Annotated in this window: 12 protein-coding genes; 8 read left to right on the top strand and 4 right to left on the bottom strand. The window is 65.0% G+C overall.

Features of this window, described 5'->3' with window-relative positions; translation table 11 throughout:
* The first annotated feature begins 1 nt into the window (after nucleotide 1).
* The 6 genes from ACMGT0_RS04200 to ACMGT0_RS04175 all read left to right on the top strand — a co-directional run bounded on the left by ACMGT0_RS04200 (nucleotide 2) and on the right by ACMGT0_RS04175 (nucleotide 5,420).
* Nucleotides 2-856 (top strand): MaoC family dehydratase, encoded by an 855-nt coding sequence (locus tag ACMGT0_RS04200; protein ID WP_054062197.1) that lies wholly within the window; start codon nucleotides 2-4, stop codon nucleotides 854-856.
* Nucleotides 857-982: 126 nt separating this feature from the next.
* Nucleotides 983-1,288, top strand: coding sequence for a MazG-like family protein (locus tag ACMGT0_RS04195; RefSeq protein ID WP_054060093.1), 306 nt, complete (start codon nucleotides 983-985; stop codon nucleotides 1,286-1,288).
* Nucleotides 1,285-2,034 carry a methyltransferase domain-containing protein gene (locus ACMGT0_RS04190; RefSeq protein ID WP_054060092.1) on the top strand — a complete coding sequence of 250 codons (750 nt, stop codon included), beginning with the start codon at nucleotides 1,285-1,287 and terminating at the stop codon, nucleotides 2,032-2,034. Before ACMGT0_RS04195 ends, ACMGT0_RS04190 begins: the two co-directional genes overlap by 4 nt.
* A 13-nt stretch (nucleotides 2,035-2,047) precedes the next feature.
* Nucleotides 2,048-2,656: a DUF4136 domain-containing protein gene (locus ACMGT0_RS04185; RefSeq protein ID WP_054062196.1), complete on the top strand. Its 609-nt coding sequence runs from the start codon at nucleotides 2,048-2,050 to the stop codon at nucleotides 2,654-2,656.
* Between the two features lie 29 nt (nucleotides 2,657-2,685).
* The gene (locus ACMGT0_RS04180; protein ID WP_054060091.1) at nucleotides 2,686-3,249 is read left to right on the top strand and encodes a DUF4136 domain-containing protein; all 564 of its coding nucleotides are present in this window, start codon (nucleotides 2,686-2,688) and stop codon (nucleotides 3,247-3,249) included.
* A gap of 158 nt (nucleotides 3,250-3,407) precedes the next feature.
* Nucleotides 3,408-5,420, top strand: a complete 2,013-nt coding sequence (locus tag ACMGT0_RS04175; protein ID WP_416771602.1) for a pilus assembly protein TadG-related protein — start codon at nucleotides 3,408-3,410, stop codon at nucleotides 5,418-5,420.
* On the opposite strand, the gene ACMGT0_RS04170 is transcribed toward ACMGT0_RS04175, so the two are convergent.
* A complete protein-coding gene (locus tag ACMGT0_RS04170; protein WP_416771601.1) occupies nucleotides 5,409-8,162 on the bottom strand; it encodes a PAS domain-containing sensor histidine kinase in 2,754 nt (917 codons plus the stop codon). The two genes, ACMGT0_RS04175 and ACMGT0_RS04170, sit on opposite strands and share 12 nt — an antisense overlap.
* Nucleotides 8,159-8,605 carry a TadE/TadG family type IV pilus assembly protein gene (locus ACMGT0_RS04165; RefSeq protein WP_054060088.1) on the bottom strand — a complete coding sequence of 149 codons (447 nt, stop codon included), beginning with the start codon at nucleotides 8,603-8,605 and terminating at the stop codon, nucleotides 8,159-8,161. Before ACMGT0_RS04165 ends, ACMGT0_RS04170 begins: the two co-directional genes overlap by 4 nt.
* A gap of 75 nt (nucleotides 8,606-8,680) precedes the next feature.
* Between ACMGT0_RS04165 and ACMGT0_RS04160 the strand changes: the two genes are divergently transcribed.
* On the top strand, nucleotides 8,681-9,151 hold the full coding sequence (locus ACMGT0_RS04160) for an A24 family peptidase (protein WP_054060087.1): 471 nt from the start codon (nucleotides 8,681-8,683) through the stop codon (nucleotides 9,149-9,151).
* A 111-nt stretch (nucleotides 9,152-9,262) separates the two neighbouring features.
* The gene (locus ACMGT0_RS04155; protein ID WP_416771598.1) at nucleotides 9,263-10,048 is read left to right on the top strand and encodes a response regulator transcription factor; all 786 of its coding nucleotides are present in this window, start codon (nucleotides 9,263-9,265) and stop codon (nucleotides 10,046-10,048) included.
* 162 nt (nucleotides 10,049-10,210) lie between these two features.
* On the opposite strand, the gene ACMGT0_RS04150 is transcribed toward ACMGT0_RS04155, so the two are convergent.
* Both ACMGT0_RS04150 and ACMGT0_RS04145 read right to left on the bottom strand, forming a co-directional pair.
* Complete coding sequence (locus ACMGT0_RS04150; protein ID WP_273822266.1) at nucleotides 10,211-11,101, bottom strand: type II secretion system F family protein; 891 nt, start codon at nucleotides 11,099-11,101, stop codon at nucleotides 10,211-10,213.
* A gap of 1 nt (nucleotide 11,102) precedes the next feature.
* The gene (locus ACMGT0_RS04145; protein WP_054060084.1) at nucleotides 11,103-11,999 is read right to left on the bottom strand and encodes a type II secretion system F family protein; all 897 of its coding nucleotides are present in this window, start codon (nucleotides 11,997-11,999) and stop codon (nucleotides 11,103-11,105) included.
* Nucleotides 12,000-12,004 lie beyond the last annotated feature (5 nt).

Genomic DNA, 12,004 nt, shown 5'->3' with positions numbered 1-12,004 from the left:
CATGCTGGTGAACTGGCAATACCTGACCACTGCCCCCGGGCTGCCCGGCCTGTATCTCCGGGCAGCCCGCCGCCGCAAGATCACCGGCACGCAACTGCCAAGCGAGGGCCTGCGCTGCTGGGCCACCGTCGACACCAAGCGCCTGGCCGCCTACCGGCGGATCTGCGGGTTCGGCGACACCGGCCTGATGCCGGCGACCTATCCCCATGTGCTGGCCTTTCCCCTGCAATTGCAGTTGCTGACCGCGAAAAACTTTCCCTTTCCGCTGCTGGGCCTGGTGCACCTGAGCAACCGCATCCGCATCCTGCGCCCGCTCGGCGGGGTCACCAGCCTGCGGGTCGGGGTGCAGGTGCAGAACCTGCAACCGCACCCCAAGGGCGCGACCTTCGACCTGGTGACCCAGATCGACGATGCCCTGGGCCCGCTGTGGGAAGCTGAGAGCCGCATGCTCTGTCGCGGCGTCGAGCTGCCGGGCGGGCCACCCGCGGCCCTGCAATCCGAGTCGGCGCCCCTGCTGGAACTGACGCGCTGGCCGTGCCCGGGCGATATCGGCCGCCACTATGCCAAGGTTTCCGGCGACTACAACCCGATCCACCTGAGCGCCCTCAGCGCCCGGCTGTTCGGTTTTCCCAGAGCCATCGCCCACGGTCTGTGGAACAAGGCCCGCACTCTGGCGGCCCTGGGCAACCACCTGCCGGCGGCGAATATCGAGATCGCGGTGACGTTCAGGAAACCGGTGCACCTGCCCAACGAAATGGTGCTCTACGCCAGCGTTCCGGGCTCCAGTGGCGACCTGCGGCTGCTCGGCGCCGGCGAGCTGGAACACATGAGCGGTCATTGGCAGCCCATCGCCTGAGGCAAGCTGACAATTGGCTGAGGCCGATGAATATTTCATCCGCCTGGCACGTTCTCTTCATGGCCAGGCCCTTGCTTCCCGCTCCCATCCACCGGAAGCTAGTCGCCTGGAAGGAGAACACCACGCATGAACCTCGACGAACTGACCCAACGCCTGCACGGCATCCGCGATCGCAACGACTGGAAACCATTCCACAGCCCGAAGAACCTGGCGATGGCCGCCAGTGTCGAGATGGCCGAACTGGTGGAGATTTTCCAGTGGCTGACCGAGGATCAGTCACGCCAGCTGCCCGCGGAGAAGCTCGCCCATGCCGGGCAGGAAGTCGGGGACATCGTCCTCTATCTCCTGCTGCTGTGCAGCGAACTGGGGCTGGACATGAACGAAGTGGTGCGTGCCAAGCTGGCCGACAGCGAACGGCGGTTCGCCCAATGAGCGACCGTCATTTCGACCAGTTGGCCACCCGCTTCGCCGAGAAGATCTACGGCGGCGCCAAGGGCGCGATCCGCCTCGCGGTGCTGCAGGCCGACCTCGCCGAAAGCCTGCCGGACCGGCCGCTGCGGGTGCTGGATATCGGCGCCGGGCTCGGCCACATGTCGCTGTGGCTGGCCCAGCGCGGTCATCACGTTACCCTGGCCGAGCCCGCCGAGCCGATGCTCGAAGGTGCCCGCCAACGCTTCGCCGAGGCCGGGCAGCCGGCGATCTTCATCCAGGCGCCGTGGCAGGAACTGCTCGGCCAGCTCACCGAGCCCTACGACCTGGTGCTGTGCCACGCGGTGCTGGAATGGCTGGCCGAACCCCACGCGATCCTGCCGGTGCTGCACCAGTTGGCGAAACCCGGCGGCTGGTTGTCCCTGGCCTTCTACAACCGCGATGCGCTGATCTACCGCAACCTGCTCAAGGGCCATTTCCGCAAGATGCGCAAGAACGACATGGCCGGCGAGAAACAGAGCCTGACCCCGCAACAACCGCTTGATCCTCGGGAGCTGGCGGCGCAACTTGAAGGTCTGTGGAGCGTCGAGACCCAAAGCGGCGTGCGGGTGTTCCATGACTACATGCCGGTCGAGTTCCAGAATCGCGCCGAACTGGTCGACCTGCTGGAGATGGAACTGGCCCATCGTCGCCACCCCAGCTTTGCCGGGCTGGGGCGCTACCTGCACTGGATCTGCCGTCCGGTGTGATACGGAGGATGCAATGAATCGCCGTTTCGTGCTGTCAATGCTGTGCCTCGGGCTGGCAGCCTGTTCGAGCCCGAACCCGTACACCGCCAGTTCGATGCCGATCCCGCCAGCGCCACCCCAGGCCGCCAGGACTCTCGACCTGAGCGCCTACCCGGCGCCGGCCCGTGACTATGGCCGTTATCGGACCTGGGCCTGGCTCAACGATCGCCTGCCCGCCGGCACCACCTGGGCCGACTCCGCGCAGTTGGCCGAGATGGTCGGCAACGCCCTCGACGAACAGGGCCTGCGGCCCCGGCGTGACGGAGCGCCGGCGGACCTGCGGGTGAGCGCCGACGTGCACCTGGAGAAACGCCTGCGCCAGGTCCAGGAGGACTATGGCTACGCCGGGGCTTATGGCGGGGGGCCGTATGGCAACCGCTACGGCGTGTACAACAGCGTGCCGATCGTGCGCACCTATGAAGTCCAGGTGCTCGTCGCGCGTGTCAGCCTGTTCGACGCGGCGACCGGCCAACCGGTCTGGAGCGCCAGCGCCGAAACGGCCAACCAGGGCAATCAGCTCGAACGCGCGGATGCCCTGCGCGAAGCGGTGCACAAGGCCCTGGCCGCCTACCCGCCCAGCTAACCAACCTGCCAGGCTACCGGAGAAAAATCATGTTCCGCCGTCTCGCTTTAGTGGCTTTTGCCGTGCTGCTCAGCGCCTGCGAAACCACCCAGGTCAACCACGACTTCGACGCCAGCCGCGACTTCGCCGGCTACCGCAGCTGGAGCTGGAAAGAACCCGCGCTGCAATATCGACCGGATGATCCACGGATCAAGAGCGACCTGACCGAACAGCGCATCCGCCAGGCGGTCGCCGAGCAACTCGACCAGCGTGGCCTGCGTCCGGCGCCGGCCGGTGGCAAGGCCGACCTGAAGGTGCAGGCCTACCTGATCGTCGACAACCGCCAGCAACAGATCAGCACCAACTACGGCGGCGCCTGGGGCGGCCCATGGCGTGGCGGCGGCCTGTGGGCGGGCCCGGGCTATACCGAGGTCCGCAACATCGACTACCAGGTCGCGACGATCCAGGTGGACCTCTTCGACGGCAAGGACGGCAAGCTGGTCTGGCGCGGCAGCGCCGAACAGGCGGTGGACAACACGCCAACGCCTGCCGAACGCAGCGCCGCCATCAACCGGACCGTGGCCCAGGTGATGGCCAACTATCCGCCCAGATAAACGGCTCTTTTCCCCGCCAGGTTGTTGACCGTGGCGAACGGACCTCACCGTTCGCCGCAAACCTGGCGACTGGCCAGCGCTGTGCGCCGGCCTTGACTACACTGGCAGGCAATACAGGAAAGTAAGCGCTCGGCCACGCGCCGGCAAAGGAGTGCTCGATGTCTTTCCCCCGTCGCTCGCCGGTGTTTCGCGGCCCGTCGAAGCAGCGCGGCGCGATCGGCCTGATGGCCGCCCTGACGCTCGGCCTGGCGCTGCTGAGCATGGTGGTGGTGGTCGATAGCGGGCGACTGTACCTGGCGAAGCGCAGCTTGCAGCGGGTTGCCGATACGGCGGCGCTGGAGGCTGTCACTCGTGGCGGAAACTGCCAGGCAGGACTGAGCGCGGCCAGCTATGCCACGCAAAGCGCAACCCGTAACGGTTTTACTCCAGGCACCGGCCAGACCCTGAACGTCACCTGTGGCCGCATCGTGACCAGCGCCGCCAACCTGCGAACCTTCTCTGCCGACGCCACTCAATCCACGGCCATTCGCGTGATCGCCAGCAATACCGTCACGACCAGTATCGCAGCGGGGATCCAGGCGCTGTTTGCAAAAGGAACAACCAGCACCACCACCCAGTTGACAGCAACCGCTGTCGCCGCCACGCCCCAACCGACCATTGCCCAACTGACGCTGCGCAGTTCACTGGGAACGGTCGATACCGCCAAGTCCAACCTGCTCAACCCCATCTTCTCCGGGCTGCTGGGGGGCAGCGTGAGTCTGACTGCAGCCGGGTGGAATGGCCTGCTCGGCACCGATATCAACCTGCTCAGTTATCTGGACCAACTGGCAATCAGGCTGAATGTCGCGGCAGGCAACTACACGCAGTTGCTCAACACGACGGTGGCCGTGACCCAACTGGTCCAGGTGGCCGCAACCGTTGCCCAACTGAATGGCGCGAGCGCCGATGTCGTGACGGCGCTGGGCAATCTGCAAATCGCCGCGGCCAATACCACCCCGATCAGGGTTGGCGACCTGCTGCAATTGCAAACCGGCACGCCCTCGAGCGGGCTGAACGCCAACATCCAGTTATTCCAACTGATCCAGGGTTTCATCCAGCTCTCCAACAGTCAAAGTGCAGCAGCAGCGACACTCCCGGTCAATGTGCTGGGGCTGGCGGGTGTGACACTGCAGGTGAAGGTCATACAGGCGCCACAACTGTCCGCGATGGGCGATCCGAAACTGGCCGTTGCCGGCGACACTAGACTGGGCCCCAACCGTATTTATGTACGTACAGCACAAGTCAGAACCTTCATATCCGTCAACCTGCCCGTACTGTCGGGTATAACCGGCCTGGCCAATGCGACCCTGGGACTTGTCGCCAATCTGACCCCCACCCTGAACGCGCTGCTGAGTCTGAACCTTGCCGCAACCATCAACTCGGCAAGCTGCCTGCTGGGAGCCGGCTGCATGCAGCTTAGCCCGCAGATACTCAACACCCCGCAAATCAACGTCAGCCTGGACACCGGAGGGGCCGAAAGCTATGTCACCGCCTATAGCTGCCCGGTGAACAATGCCGGTACAAAAAGCCTGACCGCTCGGACCACCACATCGATAGCCAGCCTGAAAGTGGGCCAGATAGACCCGACGAGTGCCTTCTCATCCTCGGCAGAACCTACCGTCGCCCCACTGCCGCTGATCGATCTGGGAACCTGGACATGTCACAAGATTCTCGGCGTAGGCAGTTGCGGCCCGGCCAGAAACGCATTTGCGGCGGGGGGCATAGGCCTCATGGTAAACACCAGCGTCGGACAAAATACCCAGGACCTGGTATTCGCCAGCGCCGCCTCACCCTATTCGACGCCTCCCAACCTCAATCTGCCTCCCAGCGTATTGGCCGCGACGCCGACTTCGAATGTGGTCGCCAGCCTGGCCAGTACCTTGTCGGGCATCAGCTTGAACGTCTACCAGCCGGTCAACAGCAATCCGCTGGGAAACATCGTCGCTGCCGCTGGCGGCCTGATCAGCGGCGTCAGCAGCCTGCTGACGCCCGTGATAACCGGCCTGCTCAGTCCATTGCTGGACCCCCTGGTCAATAATCTGCTGTCCGCCCTGGGCATCAACCTCAACCAGACCGACGTCGGCGCCAACCTCACCTGCGGCCAGACCGGCAAGGCCTACCTAGTGATCTAGCACCAGCGGCAACTCGACACAGAACCGGGCGCCATCGTCGCCGTTGCGCACGCTCATCCGCCCGCCCATGTTCTCGACGATGCCGTAGCTCACCGACAGCCCCAGGCCGGTACCGATGCCCACCGGCTTGGTGGTGAAGAACGGCTCGAAGATCCGCTCCAGCAGGCGCGGGTCGATGCCGCCGCCATTGTCCTCGACGATCAGCCGTACCGAACGCTCGTCACGCTCGGCGGTGACCGAGATCCAGGGTTCGAAGTCGCGCTGCTTCTCGCGCTTGCTCAGCAGCGCATCCCGGGCATTGACCATCAGGTTGATCAGCACCTGCTCCAACTGGTCGACAAAACCCCGCACCTGTACCTCGAACTCGATCGGTGGCACGCGCAACTGCACGCCCTTGCCCTTCATGCCTTCGCTGAGCAGCGACAGGGTGCCCTCCACCGCCTGGGCCGGGTTGAACGGCGCGGCCTCGATCTCCGACCGACGGCCGAACACCCGCATGTGATCGACCACCCGCGCCGCCCGCTGGACCTGGGCATCGATGCGGTTGAGCTTGTCCTGCAGATAGTCGATCTGCACATCGCCATTACCCAGGCGCTTGAGCACGTTGACGATGGCCATGCGCATGACGTTCAGCGGCTGGTTGATTTCATGGGCCAGGCCCGTGGCCATCTCGCCAAGGGTGGCCATTTTCGCACTCTGGGTCAGCTGTTGCTGGGAACGGCGCACCTCGGTGTTGTCGCGGCCGACGGCCTGGATCTCCTGCAGGCGACCCTGCGCATCGAACAGGCCACGGTCCGACCAGACCCACCAGGCATGCTCGCGGCCGGGCAATTGCAGACTGATCTCGGCCGTGCTGACCGGCAGCTCGGGCGTCAGTTGTTCCAGGCGTCGAACGAATGCCGCATGCTGCTCCGGCGACATCCAGTTGCCCAGGTTCATCCCCGGCAACTGCTCCGGCGCGTATTCCAGATACTTCGCCAGCGGCTGGTTGCCGAAAATCAGGGTCAGGTCCGGCCGATAGCGGCAGATCATCGCCGGCGAGTCCTCCACCAGGACCCGATAGCGCTCCTCGCTTTTTTCGATGCGTTCGGCGGCCAGGGTCGCCTCGGTGACGTCCATCCACAGCCCCACCGCCTCCACCGGCATCCCCAGGTCATCGCGCAACAACCGGGCCTCGTCGAGCAGCCAGTGGTAGTCGCCGCGCAGGTCCTGGAGCCGGTAACGGCAACTGACATGGCCTTCGCGCAACAGTTGGCGGGTACGCTCGAAATAGCGGTCGCGGTCCTCGGGGTGAATCCACTGCGCCAGGCCATCCCGGGTGCAATCGGCCAGGGTCCGGCCCAACAGGGGCAACAGGCTGTGGCTGAAGAACACGGGTATCAATGCCCCCTCGACGTAACGCTGGACATAGATCACCGCCGGTGAGCTGGCGATCAGGTTTTCCAGCCGCGCATGGGCAGCGGCAGCCGCCTGCTCCTGGTTCTTGACGTCGCTGATGTCGAGCATGAAGCCGACGATCCGTTGCGTCTCGCCGCTCCCCAGTGCCTGGCCCTGGAGCCGATACCAGCGCGGATTGTCCGCACTGTCGTCCTGGTACAGGCGCACGCAAAGCAGCATCGACCGGCCCTGGCGCAGATCATTCAGGCAACTGCCCAGTTCCTCGCGGTCCGCGGGATGGATCACCGCCAGCCAGTCTTCCATCGACAGCAGCGAGGTCGATTCGCCCAAGCCCAATGTCTGGGCCAGGGGGGCCGCCAATTGCAACTCGTCCCTGGCCGGCGACCATTCCCACCAGCCCGTGCCCAGCAGTTCCTGGAGGCTCTCCAGGCGTTCCTGCTGCTGCAGATGCAACTGCTGACGGCGCCGGCCCAGTAAGGGTGCGGCCAGGGCTGCCGTCAGTTGCAGCCAGTCCTGGTCGCTGAGCTGCGGTGCGCGTTGCCGCACCGGATAGAACCCGCACAGCAGCCAGGCGGCGACGCCATGCTCATCGTGAAAGGGCACCAGCAGACCATCGGCATTGCCCATCACGCCCAGCAGGCGCGGGTACTCGCTGAGGCCGTCACGCACGTCCAGACGCAGCGGCGCGGTGCCGTTCAGGCTGTCCAGGCCGGTGCCCAGGGCCTGGCCGTCGTGCCAGAGCGGCGGGGCGTCATGGGCCCGGTAGTGGCTGTGCACCTGCCACTGCTGCCCGGGCTCATCGAGCAGGGTCAGGGCCAGACAGGGAATATGCCAACGCTGGGCCAGGGCCTGCAGTTGCTCGGCCAGCACCTGGGGCAGGCGCGCCACGCTGCACAGGCGCAACTGTTCGCTCACGCGGGCGGCGAAGTGCTGCAGGTACTCACGATTCTCAGCGGCCTGGTGGTCCTTGAGCAGATCACCGACATCCAGCGCCTGCAACAGCCAGCCGCCCTGATGGGGCTGGAGCCAGCCACGGGTGTGCACGACCTGTCCGGCCAGGCCGTTGAAGTCCAGGTCGAGGATATGCCCGAGCCAGTCCGCCGGCAGCCCTTCGACCGACAGGTGGCTGGACACACTCAGCAGCTCCCGCAGTGGATAGCCCGCCCCCTGAGGCAGTGCCGCCAAGCCATGTCGCAGCGGCCCGGCGACGTCCAGTACGCGGCCATCGCCATCGAGGCGAATCCGCAATTCGGCCGCCGAGGTCGACGTTTCGGACGCAGGAGCGAGCGCGGGCTCCGCCGCCCGGCCGAGCAGACGACCCAACAGCCGATCCCCGGAACTCAAAACTGCATGCTCGCGCTGGCCTTGAGATTGGCTGGCAGGTTGGGCACCGTGCCGATCCCGGGCAGCACCAGGAACGGCAGCACGCTGCGCAAGCGGGAGGTCGGATACTGGATGCTGACCGTCAGCAGGCCACCCGTATAGGTGGCGGTGATATCGCTGGACGCATTGAAACTCAGCGCCGCCGGAATCCATTGCAGGCGTTGGGCCGCCGCCGCTGTCGCCGTGCTCTTGAGCAGCGTGGCGTAGTTGTTGCCGCTGGCCACCGGGTCAACCTGGGCGCCCTGCCGCACGCCCTCGGCGGTCGCGGCATTGAAGGACTGCACCATGAGCATCGGCAGGCTGTAGCTGACCAGGCCATAGAGCACCGCGAAGAAGATCACGAAGACCAGCGCGAACTCGATGGCGGCAGCGCCTTTTTGCTTTCCGGGGAGGCCTGGGATCATGACTGCGTCTACCCTGACAACTGCACGTTGCTATCAGCATAGAATCATTCATCGGAAAAGGACGTTTTTTAGCCGATGCACAGCCTCATCCTGCTTCTGTGGTTCACACTCTGCGCGGCACAGGACCTGCGCCAGCGGGAAATCGCCAACAGCCTGACCCTGGGGGGCTCGGCACTGGCGCTGTTCTATCTGCTCTGGAGTGGCACTACCTGGCTGGGGGCCTCGGCAGAGCAAGGTGGCTGGGCCTTTCTGCTGGCCCTGTTGCTGACCCTGCCCGGCTACGTCACGGCACGCCTGGGAGCCGGCGACGTCAAGCTGCTGATCGCCCTGGCCCTGGCCAGCGACAGCCGCTACCTGCTCGGGACGGTCATCGGCGCCGGCGTCGCCAGCCTGCTCTGGCTCTGGCTGGGCCCGCGGCTCTGGCCACTGCTGGGCAAGCCGCTGAAGCGGATGCTGCACAACCTCGAGCCGGGAACCTCGGACAAACAGCCGTTCGCGCCTTTCCTGTGGGTCGGCCTGCTGTGCATGACCACCAGCCTCCATTAGGGGCCGCGATGTACAGCGGGCGAAAGTGCGTCTACTTTTATCTCAGGCCCCCAGGCTGCGCGCGTGGGCAGGGAACTCGTGGTCATTGGCTTGCAAAGCATGGAGTAGCGCGTGAACAGGCTTGTCTCTGAGATGAAGGTGCTGGTGGTCGATGACGAACCGCTGATCGTGGAAGAACTCTGCGAATTTCTTGAAAAAAGCGGCTATCGCTGCGTGCCCGCCCTGACCAGCCAAGTGGCCATCGACCGTTTCAGGGAAGACTCCGGGATCGCCCTGGTGCTGTGCGACCTGCATCTGCCCGACCTCGATGGCGTCGAGCTGGTGCATGAGCTGCAGCGCCTGGCCGGCAAGCGCCGGATCTTCGAGTCGATCATGCTGACCGGGCGCGCCGACAAGCAGGACGTGATCAAGGCCCTGCGTGCCGGGATCGCCGATTACTACCAGAAACCGGTGGACCTCGCGGAACTGCTCGAAGGCATTCAACGCCAGGAGGCGGTGATCGCCGAACGCCTGCACCATGAAAGTCTGGGTCACCTGAATCAGAAGCTGCAATTTCTCGCCGAGTCCATCGATGACCTCTATCACGACCTGGACAGTGTCCGACGCTCGCCCCAGGGGCGTCGCGAGGAGGCCGCCGAAGACGCACCGAACACGGCGCAGGGCCCGGCGGATGCGCAGATCTTCAGCCAGTTGTCACCGCGCCAGATCGAGGTGGCGCGCCTGGTGGGCAAGGGCCAGACCAACTACCAGATCGCCTGCGAACTGGGCATCACCGAAAATACCGTGAAGCTCTATGTGTCACAGGTGCTGCGACTGACCCACATGCATAACCGCACGCAACTGGCCCTGGCACTGTCGCCCACCGGGCCAAGGCAGCGGGATGCGGCGGCTCACTGAACCCGCCTAGGCTGTGTACGAAATTGTTTGAAACGCAGGTTAGGCAAGGCAAAAACCGGCGAGGAACGGCCGGGGTCGCGCCCGACTTTACTGGAGTAAATGAGCATTCCGAGCCGGTTTTTAACGCCGCATAACCAAGTTTCAAGCGATTTCGTACATAGCCTAGGACGTGCCGAAGGCCTTGCTCAGGGCGGTAAAACCCGGGCCGGCGAGCACGATCAACAACGCCGGAAACAGAAACACCATCATCACCACCGACATCTTCGCCGACATCTTCGAGATGTACTCCTGCAAGCGGGTCAGGCGTCGGTCATCGAGCAGTTGCTTGAGCGCCAGCAACGACTTCATCGCCCCACCGCCCTGCTGGAGCAGTTGCTGGAGAATGACGCAAGTGTCGTCGAACTCGTCGACCGCCAGAAACCGCGCCATCTTGCCCAGTTCCTCGCTCAACTCCAGACCGGAATCGACCCTGGCCAGGACCAGTTGCAACTCGCCGCTCAGCACCGGCAGCAGTTGCCGGGATTCGCTGGCGAGCACCCGCAACGCCTGCTCCACGGCCATGCCCGACTCGAAGAGGATGCGCAACAGCGGAATGAAGGTCGAAACCTCGACAGTGACCTGCCGCTGCCGACGCGTGGCGGCCATGACCAACAGGCGCTTGGGCAGCAGATAGCCGGCGGCCAGCCCGAGGAACGGCGCGATCCACGGTGATTCCAGCTCGGTAAAGAACAGCCCCTGTACCAGCAGGACGAGCACCAGCACCAGTATCGGCGTGCCGATCTGGCAGGCGGCGAACAACGAGCGCTGGTTCGCCTTGCGCCAACCGATACGGTTGAGCAGCACTTGGGTTTCGTTGTCGATACTCACCGAGCGCTGGCCGAAACGGGTTTCACCCAGAACACGCAGCCAATCGCTCAGCTTGTGTCGCTCACGCACCATGTGCCCCTGCAAACGCTCGGTCACCGCCCGTTCGCGCTGGCGCCTCTGCAGCCTGTCGCCGACGATCAGCACCAGGGCGGCGAGAAACAGCAGCACACTCATCAGCAGGGCCATGTCATACGCTCCGCAGCATGCGCCACAGCGCCAGGCAACCGAGCGCCTGCAGACCAAAGGAAAACAGCAGCATCCGCTGGCCGCTCGGATCCTGCCACATGTTCAGCAGATACCCCGGGTTGGTCACCATGAAGTAACCCGCCACGCTGATCGGCAGGAGCGCCAGGACCACCGCGGTCATGCGGGTCTCGCCGGTCATCGCGCGCAGTTGCCGCGCGGCCTGATCGCGCTCGCGGATCAGCTTCATCAGGTTTTCCAGCAGTTCGCTGGCATTGCCGCCGTAACGGTGGTTGACCTTCAGGCCAAGGGCCAGGAAGCGAAACTCCTCGCGCTCGTAGAACTCGGCGAAATCGCTGGCCGCCTCCGGCAGGCTGACGCCCAGTTCGACGTTACGCCGGATACGCGCCATGGACTCGCGCAGCGGATCGGCCGACGCCTCGATGCCACCGAGGATCGCATCGGCCAGGGTCCGCCCGGACTTCAGGCTGCGCACCGCATAGTCGAGCATCTGCGGCAATTGCTCGACCATCCGCCGCACCCGCCGCCGGTAACGCCAGCCCACGAACAGCCTCAGGCCTAGCGGCGGTATCAGCAACACCAGCACCAGACCGACCACCCCCACTGACAACCCTCCCAGGAAGACCAGCGCCATCCAGACGACCAGCCACAGGACCAGCCGCTCACCCGGACGATCCAGCCCGGCACGCAGGAACAGCCGGTCCAGATGGTTCCTCAGCGGGCCGGCGGGACTGGCGACAGTCACCAACTCCGGCTGCCCCTCGGTCAGACGGCTGAGCACCCGCTCGTTGCCGGTCTTGCGCATCGCCAGGTAGAACAGCCGCAGCGAGAGCCCGAGCAGCAGCAGGCAGGTGAGCCCAAGCAACAGCGGAGCGAACATGGCCA

The organism is Pseudomonas sp. RHF3.3-3 (genome assembly GCF_048069595.1).
Taxonomy (GTDB): Bacteria; Pseudomonadota; Gammaproteobacteria; order Pseudomonadales; family Pseudomonadaceae; genus Aquipseudomonas; species Aquipseudomonas fuscovaginae_B.
Note: the sequence above shows the minus strand (reverse complement) of the source record. Positions and strands in the feature narration are given on the sequence as shown.

Excerpts from the sequence above, each read along its gene's own strand:
- ACMGT0_RS04200 (WP_054062197.1), top strand. The coding sequence starts at position 2 with ATGCTGGTGAACTGGCAATACCTGACCACTGCCCCCGGGCTGCCCGGC.
- ACMGT0_RS04195 (WP_054060093.1), top strand. The coding sequence starts at position 983 with ATGAACCTCGACGAACTGACCCAACGCCTGCACGGCATCCGCGATCGC.
- ACMGT0_RS04190 (WP_054060092.1), top strand. The coding sequence starts at position 1,285 with ATGAGCGACCGTCATTTCGACCAGTTGGCCACCCGCTTCGCCGAGAAG.
- ACMGT0_RS04185 (WP_054062196.1), top strand. The coding sequence starts at position 2,048 with ATGAATCGCCGTTTCGTGCTGTCAATGCTGTGCCTCGGGCTGGCAGCC.
- ACMGT0_RS04180 (WP_054060091.1), top strand. The coding sequence starts at position 2,686 with ATGTTCCGCCGTCTCGCTTTAGTGGCTTTTGCCGTGCTGCTCAGCGCC.
- ACMGT0_RS04175 (WP_416771602.1), top strand. The coding sequence starts at position 3,408 with ATGTCTTTCCCCCGTCGCTCGCCGGTGTTTCGCGGCCCGTCGAAGCAG.
- ACMGT0_RS04165 (WP_054060088.1), bottom strand. The coding sequence starts at position 8,605 with ATGATCCCAGGCCTCCCCGGAAAGCAAAAAGGCGCTGCCGCCATCGAG.
- ACMGT0_RS04160 (WP_054060087.1), top strand. The coding sequence starts at position 8,681 with ATGCACAGCCTCATCCTGCTTCTGTGGTTCACACTCTGCGCGGCACAG.
- ACMGT0_RS04150 (WP_273822266.1), bottom strand. The coding sequence starts at position 11,101 with ATGGCCCTGCTGATGAGTGTGCTGCTGTTTCTCGCCGCCCTGGTGCTG.
- ACMGT0_RS04145 (WP_054060084.1), bottom strand. The coding sequence starts at position 11,999 with ATGTTCGCTCCGCTGTTGCTTGGGCTCACCTGCCTGCTGCTGCTCGGG.